Origin of the sequence: Muriicola soli (assembly GCF_004139715.1) — a bacterium.
Lineage (GTDB): Bacteria > Bacteroidota > Bacteroidia > Flavobacteriales > Flavobacteriaceae > Muriicola > Muriicola soli.
This window is the reverse complement of sequence record NZ_CP035544.1, coordinates 1,678,664-1,699,086: the sequence shown is the minus strand read 5'-3', so window position 1 is coordinate 1,699,086 and position 20,423 is coordinate 1,678,664. Positions and strand designations below refer to the sequence as shown.

The following is a 20,423-nucleotide window of genomic DNA, read 5'->3' as shown; positions in this document are numbered from 1 at the left end:
TGAAACCTATGATTTCGGAAGAAGCCCTGGCTAAAGAAATAGCACAAATTATAAAAAACGGGATTAGGGAGGATGTTGGAGATGGAGATCACAGTTCTCTGGCTTGTATTCCGGCATCAGCAAAGGGTAAGGCCAAGCTGTTGGTGAAAGAAGAATGTGTGATTGCAGGGGTACAATTCGCCAGGCAGGTTTTTGAATACGTAGACAGTGATCTGGAAATTGAAGTAAGAATTCAGGATGGGCAACCTGTGAAATTCGGTGATGTGGTCTTTTATGTGAGTGGTTCATCCCAAAGTATCCTCAAGGCAGAACGATTGGTGTTAAACGCTATGCAGCGGATGAGTGCCATCGCAACAAAAACAGCTAAATACGTGGCACTCCTCGAGGGCACAAACACCAAAATTCTCGATACCAGGAAAACAACTCCGGGAATCAGAGCAATTGAGAAATGGGCGGTGAGGATAGGAGGTGGTGAGAACCATCGGTTTGCACTTTACGATATGATTATGCTGAAGGATAATCACATCGACTTTGCGGGGGGATCACCAAGGCCATCCAGCAGACAAAAACGTATTTAAAGCAACATCAGAAAAACCTTAAAATCATTGTAGAAGCCAGGAATCTGAAGGAGGTTGAGGAGATCCTCAGGTCGGAGGGAGTATACCGTATTTTACTCGATAACTTCAACTATGCAGATACCATAACAGCCGTAGAAATGATCGGAGATCGCTGCCTCACAGAATCCTCGGGAGGGATAAATGAAGCCACCTTGCGGAAATATGCCGAATGCGGGGTACACTATATTTCATCCGGGGCCCTTACCCATTCCGTTAGCAATAAAGACCTGAGCCTTAAAGCCGTATAGATGACAAAGGAAGTTGAGGAAAAGCTGGAAAAGATACCGGTCATCAATTGGTTGGTTGCCCTGCTGAAGAAAATCAAGCTCGCAGGCTTGGAAGGACTTTCCCTTTACGATCTCCTCGAAATGTATATTATAGGAATTGTGCAGGGAGCATTGTCTACAAGGGCCAGTTCCATAGCCTTTAGTCTCTTTATGGCCTTGTTTCCCCTCCTGATTTTCCTTGTAACCTTAGTCCCTTTTGTCATTCCGCTGGTTAGCGTTGGCAGTCAGGATTTCGACACTCAGTTTCTCAGATTTCTCGAATCTTTCCTGCCTTCGGCTACAAGTGATTATTTCGGAGAAATTTATACACAGATCAAGGACCAAAAACAGGGTGGTCTTTTATCCTCAGCCTTTGTACTTTCTATCTTCTTAATGACTAATGGGGTTAATGCGATTTTCGGAGGTTTTGAAACTTCTTATCATATCATCCTAACACGTAATTTCTTTAAACAATATGCATATGCCCTAATGGTTGGAATTATCTTGTCCATTCTGCTTATCGTAGGTGCCGTAGCCTTTGTTTATTTTGAATACACCCTTGAATATTTAAACGTATGGGCCGCCGAATCGAGTGGCACAGCCACAGACCCCAATGACCTTGTTGGCGCTCGAGCAGGTAAAATCTTGTTTTTTTCGGTACTTTCTTATTTTACCACGGCAATTTTATATTACTTCGGTACCCGTGAGGGAAAGCAGGCTCGTTTCTTTTCATACGGTGCCCTGATGACCACCTTGCTTTTCCTTCTAACCTCTTATCTCTTCGGTCTGTATATTGAAAAATTTGCCCGCTATAATGAATTGTACGGTGCCCTGGGAGGACTCCTCATTTTAATGGTCTATATCTGGTTGAACTCGAATATCCTTCTTTTGGGCTTTGAACTTAATGCAACACTGACCAGCCTGAGGCAGAACATGAACTCAAAATCTGAAGATGAATAAAAGGCTGTTCCTTTTTCCTGTTTTTTTTCTCATGCTGATGGACCTAAGTGCACAGTCGGTCCTCGGATTGTGGAAAACTATTGACGATGTTACCGAAAAACCAAAATCCATCCTTGAGATTTACGAAAAAGATGGCGAGCTGTTTGCAAAAGTGGTTGAAATTCTTGTCGATGGAAGAGAAGATGCCCTTTGTGTTAAATGCAAGGGTCCAAAAAAAGACCAACCCATTGAGGGGATGATAGTTTTTAGCGGCCTTCAAAAAATCGGGGAGAATGAATACGGAGATGGGACTATTCTGGATCCGGAGTCGGGGAAAGAATACCGCTGTAAAATTTTCATTAATCCCGAAAATCCAAATCAATTAAAGGTTAGGGGATATGTGGCCTTCTTTTTTAGAACACAGATCTGGAGAAGAGTATCTTCTTAAACGGTACCTATGGAATTCTACGTAGATGTTGTCTTGCCCATTCCTCTTGAGAGGTTATTCACCTACAGGGTAGATTCGGATATCGCATCGGCTCTCAGGCAAGGAATGCGCCTCGCTGTACCCTTCGGGAAATCCAAGATTTACACTGCACTGGTTTACGAAGTTCACAACAACCCGCCTCATGCGTATGAAGCTAAAGAGATTCATGAGGTCATCGATACAGTGCCATTGGTCAACGAAATTCAACTCAGACACTGGCAGTGGATAGCAAATTATTACATGTGTACTTTGGGCGAAGTATTCAGATCGGCCGTGCCCAGTGCCTTTTTGCTAGAAAGCGAAACACTGGTTCTCAAAAACACGAACGTAAATGTTGAAGAACATTTATTAGGGAATCAGGAATTTATGATCCTTGAAGCTCTGGAAAACAAGGGATCCCTTAAGATCAAGGAGGTTAGCGAAATACTTGAAAAAAAGACGGTATTGCCTTTATTGAACCGCATGTTGGAAAGGGGGTACATCCTTCTTCAGGAAACCTTACACAGCCAATACAAACCCAAGGAAATTCGGACGGTACGTTTGGATGCCCAATACGAATCCGAAGAAGCACTGGTTACTTTGTTGGATGAGATGAGCAGGGCTCCTAAACAGCGACAAGTTTTACTCACCCTTTTTCAGGCTCAGGCTGAATCCAAAAAACCCATGAGCACCGTTGATTTGCAAAAAAGGAGTGGAACTACCTCTTCAGTGATCAGGACTTTGATTGATAAAGGCATACTTGAAGAGAAGATGATCAGGACTGACCGGATCTCATTTGATGGTGATCCGAGTTTTAAGAAAAAACCTGAATTAAAGGATTTTCAGAAAATCAGCCTGAATGAAATCACGACTGCTTTTCTGGAAAAAGATGTAAGCCTGCTTCACGGTGTTACTTCTTCAGGTAAAACCGAAGTTTACATGACGCTCATGGAATCCTTTATCAGGGAGGAAAAACAAGTACTTTATCTTCTGCCGGAGATTGCACTTACCACTCAACTTATATCTCGCTTACAGCAATGCTTTGGTGAGAAAGTATCTGTTTTTCATTCAAAATTCAGTCTCAATGAAAGGGTGGAGGTGTGGAATAATGTTCGTCGGGGAGCGGAGAAGGCCCAGGTAGTTATCGGGGCGAGATCCTCCCTTTTCCTTCCTTTTACTCAATTAGGGCTGGTAGTTGTCGATGAGGAACACGAGAATTCATTTAAACAGTATGATCCGGCTCCCAGATACCATGCGAGGGATGCCGCAATAGTTTTGGCGAGGCTACACGGGGCAAAAGTTTTGCTGGGTTCAGCAACACCCAGTTTAGAGAGCTTCTACAATGTGAAGACGGGTAAATACGGTTATTCGAAAATGGAACATCGCTATGGAGGGATGCTATTGCCTGAGGTGCATTTAGTTGATATACGGGACGCTTCGCGAAGAAAAAGGATGACGGGGCATTTTAGTGAAGCCCTCCAAAAAGAAATCGAAAATACCTTGGGCCAGGGGGAACAGGTGATCCTCTTTCAAAACCGTAGGGGGTACGCCCCAATTGTAGAATGTACAAGCTGCGGACACGCCCCACAATGCCCAAATTGTGATGTAAGCCTTACCTATCACCAGGGAAAGAATCAGTTGAGATGCCATTATTGCGGATTTCACGAACTGATGCAACCTCAATGCAAGGCTTGTGGAAATGCAACACTCGATACCAAGGGCTTTGGTACGGAGCAAATTGAAAAAGAATTGGAAGGATTGTTTCCCGAGGCGAGGGTAGGGCGTATGGATCTCGATACCACCCGCGGAAAATACGCCTATGAGAAAATCATCACCGCTTTTGCCAATAAAGAGTTTGATATTCTGGTGGGCACGCAGATGGTCACAAAAGGACTGGATTTCAGGCATGTTAACCTGGTTGGGATCATGAATGCCGATTCGCTTTTAAATTTCCCTGATTTCAGAGCTCATGAACGAAGTTTTCAATTACTGACACAGGTTGCGGGCAGGGCCGGCAGAACAGAAAAAAGAGGGATAGTGCTCATTCAGACCTACAATCCGGGACACACGGTTTTACAACAGGTGGTTTCGGGAGACTATCACGCCCTGTATCAGGATCAGATGGATCAGCGCAGGGAATACCACTATCCCCCTGTAAACCGAATCATTAAGATCAGTTTCAGGCACAAAGAGTACAATACGCTAAATGAAGCAACAAACTGGTTTGGCAAAGGCTTGCGCAATGTTTTTGGCAATCAGGTCCTCGGCCCTGAGTTTCCTCCGGTTGCGAGAATCAGGAACCGATACATTAAACAGGTTTGATTAAAATACCGAAAGGACAGTCCCTGTCCAAAACAAAAAATAGCATTAAAAGAATCGAGAATTCCTTCAATGCTATTTCTCTGTACAGAAGCGTGCGGGTAATCTACGACGTAGACTACTTTTGATTAAACGTTGCTTAACGCCTCGGCCAGTTCTGTTTTCTTATTTCGGGAAAGCGGAATAGATCTGCCACTAACCTCTACATTTTTACTGTTAAATTTCTCAATCTTTTCCAGATTGACAATATACGATTTGTGGATTCTGAGGAATTTTTCCGCAGGTAATTGCTTTTCAAAGGCCTTCATGGTTGAAAGAATCACAATATTTGCCTCGTCGGTAACTAATTTAATATAGTCACCAAGAGCTTCTATCCACTTGATATCGTTGAGGATTACTTTTCTTTTCTTAAGATTACTCTTAACAAAGATATGCTCCTCGTCTTCGGCTACCTGGTTCATTTGCTCGTACTTAGCCACAGCTCTTTTTACAGAAGCATCAAAGCGGGCCATCGTAATTGGCTTGTGCAAATAATCGGTTACATCATAATCAAATGCTTTAAGAGCATAATCAGGTTTTCCGGTGATTAGGATGACTTGCGGACTGTTTTCAAGGGACTCCAACAGATCGAAACCGCTGATGATTGGCATCTCTACATCCAGAAAGATCAGATCGATCTCATTGTTCTTGATGCCGTTCTTGGCTTCAATGGCGTTGCTGTACTCCGCAACCAGGGCTAAATTCGGATGATTATTCACCAGCTTTGCAACTGCCATTCGCTGCATAGATGAATCGTCAACAACTATACTTCTTAATTTCATAAAGGGTTGATTTGTGGGGTTAAATCATCGACAAATTACATAAAAAAACGGTTCAAATACAATTAAAGTTGTGAACATTTACTTACATAATGATGTCGATAATGCGCATAATTTAGGTTTATAGGTTAAGTTCAATTTGAAACATTATAGTACCAATAACGAAGAAATATTTAATTTCTTGTAAATAGAAGGAAGAATTATTACTTTTGCGCTCCTAAAAATAGTATAACAATATGAATCATTACGAAACTGTTTTCATTTTAAATCCCGTTCTATCTGATGTTCAGATAGAGGAAACAGTTAAGAAATTTGAAGATTTCTTAATTAAGAATGGCGCCAAAATGGTGTCAAAAGAGAATTGGGGCCTGAAAAAATTGGCATATCCCATACAACACAAAAAAAGTGGCTTTTACCATTTGTTCGAATTTACGGCAACCGGTGAAGTAATTGCTCCGTATGAGCAGGAATTTCGCAGGGATGAACGCATCATGCGATTCCTCACCGTAAAGTTAGACAAGCACGCTATAGAGTGGGCTGAGAAAAGAAGAACTAGATTAAAAGCTAAAGCGTAAGGATATGGCAACACTACAGCAACAGGCAAAAGGTAAAAAAGATGGCGAGATCAGATATCTAACGCCTCTTAACATCGAGACCAATAAACAGAAGAAATACTGCCGATTTAAAAAGTCGGGAATCAAGTATATAGATTATAAGGATCCTGATTTCCTTATGAAACTGGTAAATGAGCAAGGTAAGTTACTTCCAAGGAGGCTAACAGGAACTTCTCTGAAATATCAGAGAAAGGTGGCTCAGGCAGTAAAAAGGGCAAGGCACTTAGCGCTTATGCCGTACGTTGGTGATTTATTAAAATAAAAAGACAGAGATCATGGAACTTATTTTAAAAGAAGACGTACAGAATCTGGGATTCAAAGATGACGTTGTAAATGTCAAGAATGGTTACGGCAGAAATTACCTAATTCCGAAAGGATTAGCTGCAATGGCAACTCCTTCGGCCAAAAAGGTACTGGCAGAAAACCTAAGACAAAAAGCACATAAAGAGAAAAAGGCCGTTGATGCAGCTAACAAAACTGCAGAGGCCATCAAATTGCTCGAGGTGAAAATTTCGGCCAAGGTTGGTGCAGGAGACAAATTGTTTGGCTCTGTAACCAATGCTGATCTGGCTGATGAATTAGCCAAAGAAGGGCATGAGATTGATAAGAAATTCATAATGATCAAAGGTGGCGCTATCAAAAGGGCCGGGCCTTATGAGGCTCAAATTCGTCTGCATCGCGAGGTGATGGTCGACTTTAACTTTGAGGTAGTTGCCGAGCAGAAGTAAGGCAAAATTTGAGGATGTATTTTTAAAAGAGCTATGGTATCATAGCTCTTTTTTTGTTTATCTTGTATCCTTCTATAACTAACTCTTAATTATGAAAAAATTACTTCTAGCTGGCATTTTTTTAATTGCCATCACCACCACTTCGCGGGCTCAGGTCACCACATCAGCTATCAGGGGAACTGTTTTTGAAGGAGACAACCAGCCTCTTTTCGGGGCTAATGTTGTTGCCGTCCATACGCCTACCGGCACAAAATACGGGGCAATCAGCAACCAGGATGGACGCTATAATCTTCCTAATCTCAGGATTGGTGGCCCCTATGAAATTACGGTTTCCTATGTAGGGTACAAATCGCAAATTCAAAGTGATGTTTTCCTCACCCTGGGTAAGACTACAATCCTCGAATTTAATCTGATCTCTGAAAGCCAGGCATTGGATGAAGTAGTAGTCACCTATGACCAGACCGGGACATTCGGTAGTGACCGCACCGGGGCAGAGACCAGTGTTGGCAGGAGGGAACTTACCAGATTACCTACCATTTCGCGATCTGCGAGCGACTTCATAAGGCTCGACCCACAGGCATCTTCAGGAGCTTCCGGATTATCTTTCGGAGGCCGGAATGACCAGTACAACAATTTTTCTCTCGATGGTGCCATCTTTAATAATCCCTTCGGGCTGGATGCTGCCACTCCTGGAGGACAGACAAATGCACAACCGATTTCACTTGATGCCATTGATCAGATTCAGGTGACCACAGCACCATACGATGTTACGCAATCAGGCTTTACCGGGGCTTCTGTCAATGCCGTGACCAAAAGTGGTACCAACGAATTTTATGGTACTGCCTACGGCTTTTTTAGAAACGATGACCTTACCGGAGGAAAGATCAATGGTGATGATGTTTTTAAAACCGGATTAGAACAGACTCAGTATGGTTTTAGTCTTGGAGGGCCTATTGTAAAGAACAAACTCTTTTTCTTTGTGAACTTCGAGCGTGATGAACTGACGGAACTGGGCACCGACGGTTTTGTGCCTAATACCGGGACCGGAGATATCAATGAAAGTCGAGTGAGCCTTTCCGATTTCCAATTGGTAGACAATCTTCTTCGCCAGGTGGTGATAGGTCAGGATGCACAGGGTAATGATATATTTTACAATCCCGGAAGCTTCCAGGACTTTAATTTCGATCAGGAATCGACAAAAGGAATTATAAAGCTCGACTGGAACATTAATGACAACAATCGCCTAGCGATCATCTATAATTTCCTCGATGCTTCCAAGGGCAAACCTGCCAACAGGGATGCAATCACCTTCAGGGGTCCTAATACCCAAACTCTTCAGTTTGAGAATGCCGGGTATGAGATCAACAATAAAATAAAATCACTGCAGTTGGAATTAAATTCGACCCTTTCAGACGAGGCGACGAATAAGCTGCAAATAGGATATACCCATTTTGATGACTTCAGGAATCCGTTTTCTACTCCGGCACCCAGTATCGTAATTCTTGATGATACGGGAAGTTCTAATTATATTATTGCGGGCCATGAACCTTTTTCAATCAATAACCGATTGGATCAAAAAGTCTTTCAGATCACAAACAACCTAAATATCTTTAAAGGAGACCATACCTATACCATAGGTTTCTCTTTTGAGAAATTTCAGTTTGATAATTCCTTTAATCTTGGAGCGTATGGTGCTCAGGGAGTCTTTTTCCCAACGACTACCATTACAGATTTTCCTAATTTTGCAAGTTCCGGAGCATTGCAATCAGCATTTAACGATGCTATCGCAGCTGATAGGGCATTCAATGCCAATGGTACCGGAAATCCCGGCGGTTGGTCACTTGCCGAAACCAATGTGGGTCAGTTGTCCTTCTATGTGCAGGACGAATGGGACGCCACGGAAAACTTTAAGCTGACCTATGGAATACGCTTTGATAAACCCCTTTATTTCGATACCGCAGCGAAAATTGCAGAAAATATTGAAAGGAAGGGAGGGGCATCAGGGACTTATATTCCATCGATCCAATATACAGATCCCGAAACCGGGGAAGCTGTTTTTCTCGACTCAGAGACTTTGCCTAATAACAACTTTCTCGTCTCGCCCAGAGTTGGTTTTAACTGGGATGTAAAAAATGATAATTCACTGCAAATCAGGGGAGGATCCGGCTTGTTCACAGGTCGGTTTCCCTTTGTATGGTTAGGGAATCAAGTGCAGGGGGTCGACTTTTTCTTCTATCAGCTTGTGGATCCGGATTTCCAATGGCCACAGGTATGGAGGACCAATGTAGGGGTAGACAAGAAATTTGACAACGGACTTATTTTGACGGCGGATGTTTCCTATACCAAGGATGTCAATGCAGCCCATGTACAGAATTGGGGATTGGGCAGTCCGTCTGCCAACCTGAACGGACCAGATAATCGGGCTGTGTATACCAATGATGATAAATCACAGATTTTTGGTGGCCCTACTAATGCCTATGTCTTTACGAATTCTGATAAAGGCCGGATCTGGAATGCATCGATCAAAGGACAAAAGAATTGGAGTAATGGATTTTACACCATGTTGGCGTACAGCTTTTTAAATGCGAAAGAAGTGAATTCCGTTGATGCGGAAATTACCGGGGATGCCTTTGCAGGAAATGCCATCGTAGGAAATGCCAATAACGATGTTCTTTCTTTTTCTCGCTATGGTGATAATCATCGTGTCATCGGCGTATTATCCAAACAATTTAATACCGGCACAACCATTTCTACCTTTTTTGAATATTCCAAAAGCGGCAGGTACAACTATATTTATGGAGGGGACATCAACAATGATGGCTCCAGCATTAACGATTTGGTATACATTCCAACAAGTTCAGAACTGGCATCGATGACTTTTAGCGGACCGGGTCAGGCTGAAGCCTTTGAAGCATTTATACAGCAAGACGATTACCTGAGCGACAGGCGAGGACAATACGCTGAACGATATGGCGCCCTTGCTCCATGGAGAAGTAGCTGGGATATCAAGATCCTACAGGATATAAAAATCACTGACAAAAATAAATTTCAGCTAAGTCTGGACATTCTAAATTTTGGAAATCTCCTGAATTCTAATTGGGGGGTGGTACAAGTTCCTAACTTTGATCAATTGTTGGGAGTTAGTGTTGATTCGGGTAATAATCCCACCTATACCTTTGATACAAATCGGACAGAAACTTTTGCCGCTCTTACGAGCCAGATCTCCAGGTGGAGGGCACAATTGGGAGTTCGATACATTTTCAACTAACGAATAAAACCGTATTTTTGAGCCGCCCTAAAAAGGCGGCTTTTTTTATGAAATATACGAGACTGACAAAACAGCAATTGGAAGAATTGCATCCGGAATTTATCAATTTCCTCGCTACTCAATCAATTACGGCTACAGAGTGGGAAATGATAAAAACAAACAGGCCTCAGGCAGCCGAGGAAGAATTAGATGTGTTTAGTGACCTGGTCTGGGAAGGGGTATTGCAAAAGGTCAATTACCTCGAAAATATTTCCGCCCAGCAGATGCACCTTTTTTATTTGAACAGCAAGGAAATGAAATTGATTTCAGTAAAGGTTAGGAACCCAAAAGTGGACCTGACGACTCCCGAAGGTTTTGGATGGTTTAAAAAGAACTGGCAATCCGATTTCGTAGATTATCTGGTAGCTTCCAAAGCCTATTCTGACGACCCCAATGCAGATAAGTTTGATCTTATCAAACAAGGTGCAGTAATTACCAAAGGCGAACTGTACCAATGGTTTGATAAAATCATAGAATAAGGCGATATTTGACCAACTACACTAGAACATGGCACAAAAACCTTCGATTCCTAAAGGCACACGCGATTTTAACCCAACAGAAGTAGCCAAAAGGAATTATATCTTTAAAACAATTCGAAATCATTTCGAAGTTTTTGGCTTTCAACCCATAGAAACCCCATCTTTCGAAAACCTGGATACGCTCATGGGTAAATACGGGGACGAAGGGGACCGACTTATCTTTAAAATTCTCAATTCCGGAGACTATCTGCGCAAGGTTGATGAGAAAGCGTATGAAGCTAAGGACATAGATCGTCTGACTGCTCAAATTTCGGAGAAAGCACTTCGCTATGACCTCACCGTGCCATTTGCCCGGTATGTAGTGATGCACCAGAACGAGATCGACTTCCCTTTTAAACGCTACCAGATACAGCCTGTCTGGAGGGCAGACCGGCCTCAGAAAGGGAGGTTCCGGGAATTTTACCAATGCGACGCGGATGTAGTAGGGGCGGGTTCTCTGCTACAGGAGATCGAATTCATTCAACTCTATGACGCTGTCTTCAGCGATTTGGGCTTGTCAAAAATCAAAATAAAACTCAATCACCGTAAGATTTTGAGTGGGATCGCGGAAGTAATTGGAGCTGCAGATAAACTGATCCCTTTTACAGTGGCTTTAGATAAGCTCGATAAAATAGGGGAGGAAGGAGTGATTTCTGAAATGGCTTCCAACGGCATTAGTGATTCTGCTATTAAAAAAGCAATGCCCTTGTTTTCTATGGCCGAAAGTGAGGGTCAGACCTTTAAGTTACTTTCTGAATTTTTAGAGAGTTCGAAAACAGGTAAGGAAGGCATAGCGGATCTTCAGTTTATTGTTGATGCTGTTGGCAAATTAGGGCTGTCAAACACAACTCTGGAAGTAGACGTATCACTGGCCAGGGGTTTAAATTATTATACCGGATCAATATTTGAGGTTGCTGGTCCTGAAGAAGTCAAAATGGGTTCAATTGGCGGAGGAGGAAGATACGATGACCTTACGGGAATTTTTGGATTGAAAGATCTCAGCGGGGTGGGGATTTCTTTTGGCCTGGATCGAATTTACCTGGTCATGGAGGAACTTGATCTTTTCCCACCTGCCATAGACCAATCACTACAAGTATTGTTTGTCAATTTCGGGCAACAAGAGGCTTTAGCTGCTCTTCCATTACTCAGAAAATTAAGGGAGCATGGGATAAAAGCTGATTTATATCCCACAGACACTAAACTTCAGAAACAACTGAAATACGCCAACAACAGAAATATCCCTTTTGTAGTATTGTTGGGGAAAGATGAATTGGAACAACAATCTATGGTCGTGAAAGATATGGCTAAAGGATCACAGCATACTTATGCCTGGAATGATCTGCAGCAATTCATAGGATTGTTATGACCGTTTTCTTATGGCATTTATGACTTCTCTGTAATACGCCTCTTGATGTGGTACATAAGAGAGGGATGGTGAGTTCGAGAATAGGTCTTTTTCCCAAATTGAGAGTGGCATAAGTTTTAGCGCTTCAACTTCTTCCTTTTGTTTTTGAAGGGCATGAACAGGTTCTGTCAGAAGACAGATAAAGGTATGGTGGAATTCACAGTCCAACAGGCCGGAATGGTGTTGCTGAATAGATTTAAAGACACCAACCGGTTGCAAGGCATTCGCCTTTATTTTAAGTCCGATCTCTTCTTCTACCTCCCGTACAGCTCCTTTTAAAACGACTTCGCCGGCAGCAATATGTCCGGCAACGGAAGCGTCCCAGTAAAGAGGAAAGGTTTTTTTATTTCCTGCCCGTTGCTGCAATAAAATCTCCCTTTCCGAGGTGAAGAACCAAATGTGCACTGTGGGATGGAAAAGACCATTTTGATGTGCTTCAGATTTTAGGATCTTCTCTCCGGTATAACGGCCTTCCGCATCCAGTATGTCTACCCACTCATCCATTGGTTAAGATTCTTGCGCAATGCCTTGAAGAAAGGCTATTCCCAATTAATCCTTAATCGAAATAGCTGAAAGTCTCCCCTGGCTTTATCGTTAATAGGGTTTCATATATAAGTCGGATCACATTTTCCACGTCATCCCTGTGAACGGTTTCAACAGTAGTATGCATATATCTCAAAGGTAGAGAAATCAAAGCAGAGGCTACCCCTCCATTACTATAGGCGAAGGCATCCGTATCGGTTCCTGTCGATCTTGATGCAGCCATTCTCTGAAACGGAATTTTATGGGTTTCTGCCGTCTCTATGATACGTTCCCTGAGTTTATTCTGTACTGCAGGGGCATAGGATATCACTGGCCCTGCTCCTAATTCGGTATGTCCCTGAGTTTTTTTGTCGATCATCGGGGTGGTGGTATCATGGCAAACATCTGTAACGATGGCTGCATTGGGCTTAATGGTCTGAGTAATCATTTCGGCACCCCTCAGGCCGATCTCTTCCTGTACTGAATTCGTAACATAAAGTCCAAAAGGCAATTTCACCTTATTCTCGTGTAATAGTCGGGCAACTTCAGCAATCATAAATCCCCCGGCCCTGTTGTCAATCGCCCTGCAGACAAAACGATCTTTGTTCAAGATGTGAAACTGGTCAGGGTAGGTGATTACGCAACCGACGTGTACACCGAGTTTCAGAACTTCTTCTTTATCTTTAGCTCCTATGTCGATAAAGATATTATCTAATTTTGGCGGTTTCTCGTTGCTTTTGTCACGGGTATGGATGGCTGGCCAACCAAAGATTCCTTTGACAATACCATTCTTGGTATGAATATTGACCCACTTGGAGGGAGCGATCTGATGATCACTACCGCCGTTTCGGATCACGTAGATCAGTCCCTCGTCGGTGATATAATTGACGTACCATGATATTTCATCGGAATGACCTTCGATGACTACTTTAAAAGGAGCTTCGGGATTGATGACTCCAACCGCCGTGCCGTAAGTGTCGGTAATAAAAGTATCTACATAAGGCTTTATGTAGTTCATCCAGAGTTTTTGCCCTTCCCATTCGTATCCTGTTGGAGAAGCGTTATTCAGGTATTTTTCGAAGAAGTCAATGGATTTTTTGGTAAGTATTTTTGAGTCGCTCATCTAAGTTTTTGATTTGGATACAAACTTAGCAATATTCACGTTTAATTAATAACCTGGAATGTTGTTTATGATTAATTTTGAAGTGTAATAATTGAGTGGTGTATTTTATGTGGAATCGCTTATATATCGGTTTGATTTTGGTTAGCCTGACTTCCCTGCAAGCACAGGTGGAAGAAAAGCCCTTGGATTCCTTACAGGAGAAACTTATCATTATAGAGGGGGACTCACTTTTTCAGGCGTCCATCGCTTTGGATGAAGTATTTATTTTTGGGAAGTTGGAATTTGAATCTTACGAGGACAAACTCCGGTATTACATTTTAAAAAGAAAAACCTTAAAGGTTTACCCGTATGCTAAGATGGCATCTGAGCGCCTGGTGAGTTTAAACGACAGTTTGGAACGGATAACAAAAAACCGGAAGAGGAAGAAGTATACGAGGAAGGTACAGAAGTATATTGAAGAGGAATTTTCTGAAGAATTAAAGAAGTTAACTAGAACGGAGGGGCAGATACTCGTTAAATTAATCTACAGACAAACAGGGAAGACAGCTTTTGATTTGGTCAGAGAACTTCGCAATGGATGGAGGGCTTTTTGGTACAATACGACTGCTAAGATTTTTAAGATAAGTATTAAGGAGGAGTTCAGTCCAGAAACCGTACACGAGGACTATCTTATAGAGGATATTTTACAAAGAGCCTTTGCCACAAAAACCCTTGAAAGACAGGAGTCGGTTTTGGACTACGACTACGCTTCTCTTACGAACAAATGGAGTCAGGAAGAAAAACAGAAAAAATAGTTGCGGAATACATCTACTTCTGTTATCTTTAGAAGCCTTTTTTATTAGGAAGGACTGCAAAAACCTAGTATTGAGGGCCTTATTTCCAGAGCGGAATTATTTTCTTAAAAATTTTTGTAAAATAATTTTTAATTAAAAAAATGGCTCTATATTTGCACCCGCTTAACGAGAGATTGTTGGGTGATTATAGTAGAGAATAGATAAGTTCATTGATATATTGGTAGACAGCGAATCTGGTAGTAATGACGGGGTGGATCTTCGGATTTATTTTGGAGTTATTATCAGATGAATAGATCATTAAATTTAAGGAAACATGAGAACCGTTTTGAGGCGGGTGAACTTTGTGGATTTGTAGTAGCATTGATAGTAATTAATGTTATAACGATGAAGAGTTTGATCCTGGCTCAGGATGAACGCTAGCGGCAGGCCTAACACATGCAAGTCGAACGGTAACAGGGAAAAGCTTGCTTTTCCGCTGACGAGTGGCGCACGGGTGCGCAACGCGTATAGAACCTACCCTGTACAGGGGATAGCCCGGAGAAATCCGGATTAATACCCCGTAGTAATTAGAATTGGCATCGATTTTAATTTAAAGCTTCGGCGGTACGGGATGGCTATGCGTCCTATTAGCCAGATGGTGAGGTAACGGCTCACCATAGCTATGATAGGTAGGGGCCCTGAGAGGGGGATCCCCCACACTGGTACTGAGACACGGACCAGACTCCTACGGGAGGCAGCAGTGAGGAATATTGGACAATGGGCTCACGCCTGATCCAGCCATGCCGCGTGCAGGAAGACAGCCCTATGGGTTGTAAACTGCTTTTATACGGGAAGAATAAGGGGCACGTGTGCCCCGATGACGGTACCGTAAGAATAAGGACCGGCTAACTCCGTGCCAGCAGCCGCGGTAATACGGAGGGTCCGAGCGTTATCCGGAATCATTGGGTTTAAAGGGTCCGCAGGCGGGCAATTAAGTCAGGGGTGAAATGGTACGGCTCAACCGTAGCACTGCCCTTGATACTGGTTGTCTTGAGTCATAGTGGAGTGGCCGGAATATGTAGTGTAGCGGTGAAATGCATAGATATTACATAGAACACCGATCGCGAAGGCAGGTCACTAACTATCGACTGACGCTGATGGACGAAAGCGTGGGGAGCGAACAGGATTAGATACCCTGGTAGTCCACGCCGTAAACGATGGATACTAGCTGTCGGGACTTTTAGTCTCGGCGGCCAAGCGAAAGTGATAAGTATCCCACCTGGGGAGTACGTTCGCAAGAATGAAACTCAAAGGAATTGACGGGGGCCCGCACAAGCGGTGGAGCATGTGGTTTAATTCGATGATACGCGAGGAACCTTACCAGGGCTTAAATGCAGAATGACAGGTTTAGAGATAGACTTTTCTTCGGACATTTTGCAAGGTGCTGCATGGTTGTCGTCAGCTCGTGCCGTGAGGTGTCAGGTTAAGTCCTATAACGAGCGCAACCCCTGTCGTCAGTTGCCAACAGATAATGCTGGGGACTCTGGCGAGACTGCCGGTGCAAACCGCGAGGAAGGTGGGGATGACGTCAAATCATCACGGCCCTTACGTCCTGGGCTACACACGTGCTACAATGGCCGGTACAGAGAGCAGCCATCCGGCAACGGAGAGCGAATCTATAAAACCGGTCACAGTTCGGATCGGGGTCTGCAACTCGACCCCGTGAAGCTGGAATCGCTAGTAATCGGATATCAGCCATGATCCGGTGAATACGTTCCCGGGCCTTGTACACACCGCCCGTCAAGCCATGGAAGCCGGGAGTGCCTGAAGTCCGTCACCGTAAGGAGCGGCCTAGGGCAAAATCGGTAACTAGGGCTAAGTCGTAACAAGGTAGCCGTACCGGAAGGTGCGGCTGGAACACCTCCTTTCTAGAGAAAGATGCTACACGAAGGTGAAGCAAAGTGATATAACAAACTGCCATTAAGGCGGTTCTGTAGTTTCTTTAAGGGTAATGATTTTAGTTGTCTACCATTATTTTATAAAATAAATGCAGTCTCATAGCTCAGCTGGTTAGAGCGCTACACTGATAATGTAGAGGTCGGCAGTTCGAGTCTGCCTGAGACTACTTGGCAAAGTAGATCAGGTGCAAAAGAGAGTAGGCCCTTAGTGGTCTAACGCACACGTTCATTGAGAATTATATTGAATTAGGAAATTTTAGAGGCTGAAGCTTAAATAGACCTCATTGGAATTTGGGATTTGGAATTTGGAATTTCCATTTCGTAGAAAATGGGGAATTAGCTCAGCTGGCTAGAGCGCCTGCCTTGCACGCAGGAGGTCATCGGTTCGACTCCGATATTCTCCACAAGAGATCTGATTATAGGATCAGCTTACCACCGGCATTACATTGATGTATTGCGGGTTTTTTAAGGGTAAGCGAAACGTTCATTGACATATTGGGATAGGGTTTGTATTTTTTTACTTATGGGTCATTTTATGGTGTATAGGTAAGGGAATGCAAACTTTGTAAAGACACGAATTTAAATAATAGAGAAGGGTATGAAGATATACCCAAGAGATTAGAATACGAGGCAAAGGCGACAAGCTAAATAAGGGCGTATGGGGAATGCCTAGGCTCTCAGAGGCGAAGAAGGACGCGATAAGCTGCGAAAAGCTGCGGGGATCGGCACATACGATATGATCCGCAGGTATCCGAATGGGGCAACCCACCATGTTGAAGACATGGTATCCCGCAAGGGAAGCAAACCCGGTGAACTGAAACATCTAAGTAGCCGGAGGAGGAGAAAACAAAAGTGATTCCGTAAGTAGCGGCGAGCGAACGCGGATTAGCCCAAACCGATGTTGTTTCGGCAATATCGGGGTTGTAGGACCACGTGATCTGATGCGTAATAGAACTGGAACCGTCTGGAAAGTCGGACCGTAGAGGGTGAGAGTCCCGTACGGGTAAAGTGCGTTATCAGTAGTGGTATCCTGAGTAGTGCGGGGCACGTGAAACCCTGTATGAATTTGGCGGGACCATCCGCTAAGGCTAAATACTCCTGAGAGACCGATAGTGAACCAGTACCGTGAGGGAAAGGTGAAAAGAACCCCGAACAGGGGAGTGAAATAGAACCTGAAACCATACGCTTACAAGCGGTCGGAGCCCCTTTGGGGGTGACGGCGTGCCTTTTGCATAATGAGCCTACGAGTTGCCGTTGCTAGCGAGGTTAAGGACTTCAGGTCCGGAGCCGGAGCGAAAGCGAGTCTGAATAGGGCGCTTTAGTTAGTAGTGGCAGACGCGAAACCGTGTGATCTACCCATGGGCAGGTTGAAGCTGTGGTAACACATAGTGGAGGACCGAACCCGTTGACGTTGAAAAGTCTTGGGATGACCTGTGGGTAGGGGTGAAAGGCCAATCAAACTCGGAAATAGCTCGTACTCCCCGAAATGCATTTAGGTGCAGCGTTGATTTATAGTTTTATAGAGGTAGAGCTACTGATTGGATGCGGGGGCTTCACCGCCTACCAATTCCTGACAAACTCCGAATGCTATAAAATGTTAATCAGCAGTGAGGGCATGGGTGCTAAGGTCCATGTCCGAAAGGGAAAGAACCCGGACCATCAGCTAAGGTCCCCAAGTGTGTGCTAAGTTGACAAAACGCGGTGGAACTGCATAGACAGCCAGGATGTTGGCTTGGAAGCAGCCATTCATTTAAAGAGTGCGTAACAGCTCACTGGTCGAGCGGTTCCGCATGGATAATAATCGGGCATAAGCACACCACCGAAGCTATGGCTTTACACCATCGGGTGTAAGGGGTAGGGGAGCATTGTAGTGCCATTGAAGGTGTTCTGTAAGGGATGCTGGAGGAGCTACAAACGAAAATGTAGGCATAAGTAACGATAATGCGGGCGAGAAACCCGCACGCCGAAAGACCAAGGTTTCCCCGGCTATGCTAATCAGCCGGGGGTCAGTCGGGACCTAACACGAACCCGAAGGGGGTAGTGGATGGACAACGGGTTAATAATCCCGTACCCGCAATACGACAAAAGTGACGGGGGAGTGGCGTTGGTGCGTACAGACGGAATTGTACGTTGAATCACCTGTAAGGGTGAGATAGTACGGCAAGGCTACGGCTGCGCCGATAATCCAGCATAGCTTCCTCCAAGAAAAGCGAGTATTGCGGCCCGTACCGTAAACCGACACAGGTGGTCGGGATGAGTATTCTAAGGCGCTCGAGAGATTCATGGCTAAGGAACTAGGCAAAATAGACCTGTAACTTCGGGAGAAAGGTCGCCCCGAGCAATCGGGGCCGCAGTGAAGAGGTCCAGGCGACTGTTTATCAAAAACACAGGGCTCTGCAAAATCGAGAGATGACGTATAGGGCCTGACACCTGCCCGGTGCCGGAAGGTTAAGAGGAGATGTTATCTGCAAAGAGAAGCATTGAATTGAAGCCCCGGTAAACGGCGGCCGTAACTATAACGGTCCTAAGGTAGCGAAATTCCTTGTCGGGTAAGTTCCGACCTGCACGAATGGTGCAACGATCTGGACACTGTCTCAGCCATGAGCTCGGTGAAATTGTAGTATCGGTGAAGATGCCGATTACCCGCAGTGGGACGAAAAGACCCCGTGCACCTTTACTATAGCTTCGTATTGACCTTGGGCAAACCATGTGTAGGATAGCTGGGAGACTTTGAAGCTGCGTCGCTAGGCGTGGTGGAGTCGTTGTTGAAATACCAGCCTTTGTTTGTTCGGGGCCTAACCCCTTGAATAAGGGGAACAGTGCGTGGTGGGTAGTTTGACTGGGGTGGTCGCCTCCAAAAGAGTAACGGAGGCTTCTAAAGGTGCCCTCAGCACGCTTGGTAACCGTGCGTAGAGTGCAATGGCACAAGGGCGCTTGACTGTGAGACATACAGGTCGAACAGGTACGAAAGTAGAGCATAGTGATCCGGTGGTTCCGCATGGAAGGGCCATCGCTCAAAGGATAAAAGGTACGCCGGGGATAACAGGCTGATCTCCCCCAAGAGCTCATATCGACGGGGGGTTTGGCACCTCGATGTCGGCTCGTCACATCCTGGGGCTGGAGAAGGTCCCAAGGGTTGGGCTGTTCGCCCATTAAAGTGGCACGCGAGCTGGGTTCAGAACGTCGTGAGACAGTTCGGTCTCTATCTACTGCGGGCGTTAGAAATTTGAGTGGTGCTGACTCTAGTACGAGAGGACCGAGTCGGACTGACCGCTGGTGTACCGGTTGTCCCGCCAGGGGCATTGCCGGGTAGCTACGTCGGGATGGGATAAGCGCTGAAAGCATATAAGCGCGAAACCCGCCACAAGATGAGATTTCTTTAAAGGGCCGTGGGAGATGACCACGTTGATAGGCCACAGGTGTAAGTGCTGTAAAGTACGTAGCCGAGTGGTACTAATAGTCCGTTAGGCTTGCGCCGCTAAGTGCCTTGTATACCAATACTCTGGTAGTATTAATCACACCTTCTTCTATGATTTAGATTCAAAACGCCTTTACGCTAAAAGTAAAGACCCTATCCCTTTATGTTAAGATATACCGTGAAGTTAGAGCCCAGGCTCCCTTCACAACAAGGCTCAGGTGGCCATGGCGACGGGGTCCACCCCTTACCATTCCGAACAGGGAAGTTAAGCCCGTCAGCGCCGATGGTACTGCTACACCAAGTGGAAGAGTAGGTCGCCGCCTTTTTTTAAAAGCACTCATTGCAAAATGGGTGCTTTTTTTATACTATAAAACGATCAGACACAACGGCGCGAAGCAGAGCAAGGGCTCGCTTCAGGATCCCTTCCGGATTACCGCTCCCAAAACGCCACAACCTGTGCTTACGCAGAGTCAGGGATAGCTCGCCGCCTTTTTAACATGGAAGTAAATCGATTGATATCTCAGACTCTTTAGTTTAAAGAGGCTTTAACAAGCTCCCTGAAATACACTCTACCCCCGGGGACTAGAAGTCCCCTTCCCCCGTAGAAAACAAAATATAGTTTAACCCTGTAA

13 protein-coding genes, 2 tRNA genes, 3 rRNA genes and 1 pseudogene are annotated in these 20,423 nt (G+C 44.6%); 16 read left to right on the top strand and 3 right to left on the bottom strand.

The window, feature by feature from the left end; translation table 11 throughout:
* Positions 1–8 precede the first annotated feature (8 nt).
* From nadC to priA, 4 genes and pseudogenes are all read left to right on the top strand, one after another.
* A pseudogene (gene nadC / locus EQY75_RS07695) lies at positions 9–865 on the top strand (carboxylating nicotinate-nucleotide diphosphorylase).
* Complete coding sequence (locus tag EQY75_RS07690) at positions 866–1,843, top strand: YihY/virulence factor BrkB family protein (protein WP_129604545.1); 978 nt, start codon at positions 866–868, stop codon at positions 1,841–1,843. It begins immediately after the preceding pseudogene.
* Positions 1,836–2,270: a DUF2147 domain-containing protein gene (locus EQY75_RS07685; protein ID WP_246019825.1), complete on the top strand. Its 435-nt coding sequence runs from the start codon at positions 1,836–1,838 to the stop codon at positions 2,268–2,270. The genes EQY75_RS07690 and EQY75_RS07685 overlap by 8 nt, the downstream gene beginning before the upstream one ends.
* Positions 2,271–2,279: 9 nt before the next feature.
* Entirely contained in the window at positions 2,280–4,610 is a 2,331-nt protein-coding gene (gene priA, locus EQY75_RS07680) for a replication restart helicase PriA (protein ID WP_342773968.1), read from the top strand.
* 125 nt (positions 4,611–4,735) lie between these two features.
* Here the strand turns inward: priA and EQY75_RS07675 are convergent, their stop codons facing one another.
* On the bottom strand, positions 4,736–5,428 hold the full coding sequence (locus EQY75_RS07675) for a LytR/AlgR family response regulator transcription factor (RefSeq protein ID WP_129604542.1): 693 nt from the start codon (positions 5,426–5,428) through the stop codon (positions 4,736–4,738).
* 233 nt (positions 5,429–5,661) lie between these two features.
* Here EQY75_RS07675 and rpsF point away from each other — a divergent pair, with 233 nt between their 5' ends.
* The 6 genes from rpsF to hisS all read left to right on the top strand — a co-directional run bounded on the left by rpsF (position 5,662) and on the right by hisS (position 11,958).
* Positions 5,662–6,000, top strand: coding sequence for a 30S ribosomal protein S6 (gene rpsF, locus EQY75_RS07670; protein ID WP_129604539.1), 339 nt, complete (start codon positions 5,662–5,664; stop codon positions 5,998–6,000).
* 4 nt (positions 6,001–6,004) lie between these two features.
* Positions 6,005–6,301: a 30S ribosomal protein S18 gene (gene rpsR, locus EQY75_RS07665; protein ID WP_129604536.1), complete on the top strand. Its 297-nt coding sequence runs from the start codon at positions 6,005–6,007 to the stop codon at positions 6,299–6,301.
* 13 nt (positions 6,302–6,314) lie between these two features.
* Positions 6,315–6,767, top strand: a complete 453-nt coding sequence (rplI, locus tag EQY75_RS07660) for a 50S ribosomal protein L9 (protein ID WP_129604534.1) — start codon at positions 6,315–6,317, stop codon at positions 6,765–6,767.
* Between the two features lie 91 nt (positions 6,768–6,858).
* Positions 6,859–10,035, top strand: a complete 3,177-nt coding sequence (locus EQY75_RS07655) for a TonB-dependent receptor (RefSeq protein ID WP_129604531.1) — start codon at positions 6,859–6,861, stop codon at positions 10,033–10,035.
* A 47-nt stretch (positions 10,036–10,082) separates the two neighbouring features.
* On the top strand, positions 10,083–10,553 hold the full coding sequence (locus EQY75_RS07650) for a DUF6495 family protein (RefSeq protein WP_129604528.1): 471 nt from the start codon (positions 10,083–10,085) through the stop codon (positions 10,551–10,553).
* A 28-nt stretch (positions 10,554–10,581) separates the two neighbouring features.
* Positions 10,582–11,958, top strand: coding sequence for a histidine--tRNA ligase (hisS, locus tag EQY75_RS07645; protein WP_129604525.1), 1,377 nt, complete (start codon positions 10,582–10,584; stop codon positions 11,956–11,958).
* On the opposite strand, the gene EQY75_RS07640 is transcribed toward hisS, so the two are convergent.
* Positions 11,953–12,501: an NUDIX hydrolase gene (locus EQY75_RS07640; protein WP_129604523.1), complete on the bottom strand. Its 549-nt coding sequence runs from the start codon at positions 12,499–12,501 to the stop codon at positions 11,953–11,955. The two genes, hisS and EQY75_RS07640, sit on opposite strands and share 6 nt — an antisense overlap.
* 52 nt (positions 12,502–12,553) lie before the next feature.
* Positions 12,554–13,642 carry a M42 family metallopeptidase gene (locus EQY75_RS07635; protein ID WP_129604520.1) on the bottom strand — a complete coding sequence of 363 codons (1,089 nt, stop codon included), beginning with the start codon at positions 13,640–13,642 and terminating at the stop codon, positions 12,554–12,556.
* Between the two features lie 107 nt (positions 13,643–13,749).
* On the opposite strand from EQY75_RS07635, the gene EQY75_RS07630 reads away from it, so the two are divergent.
* From EQY75_RS07630 to rrf, 6 genes are all read left to right on the top strand, one after another.
* Positions 13,750–14,436, top strand: a complete 687-nt coding sequence (locus EQY75_RS07630) for a DUF4294 domain-containing protein (protein ID WP_129604517.1) — start codon at positions 13,750–13,752, stop codon at positions 14,434–14,436.
* A 381-nt stretch (positions 14,437–14,817) separates the two neighbouring features.
* A 16S ribosomal RNA gene (locus EQY75_RS07625) occupies positions 14,818–16,343 on the top strand.
* Between the two features lie 123 nt (positions 16,344–16,466).
* Positions 16,467–16,540 (top strand) — tRNA-Ile (locus EQY75_RS07620).
* A gap of 163 nt (positions 16,541–16,703) precedes the next feature.
* Positions 16,704–16,777 (top strand) — tRNA-Ala (locus EQY75_RS07615).
* A 233-nt stretch (positions 16,778–17,010) separates the two neighbouring features.
* Positions 17,011–19,850 (top strand): 23S ribosomal RNA (locus EQY75_RS07610).
* 155 nt (positions 19,851–20,005) lie between these two features.
* Positions 20,006–20,117: ribosomal RNA gene (gene rrf, locus EQY75_RS07605) — 5S ribosomal RNA — on the top strand.
* The 16S, 23S and 5S rRNA genes sit together here with 2 tRNA genes alongside, the layout of an rRNA operon.
* The last annotated feature ends 306 nt before the right edge of the window (positions 20,118–20,423 follow it).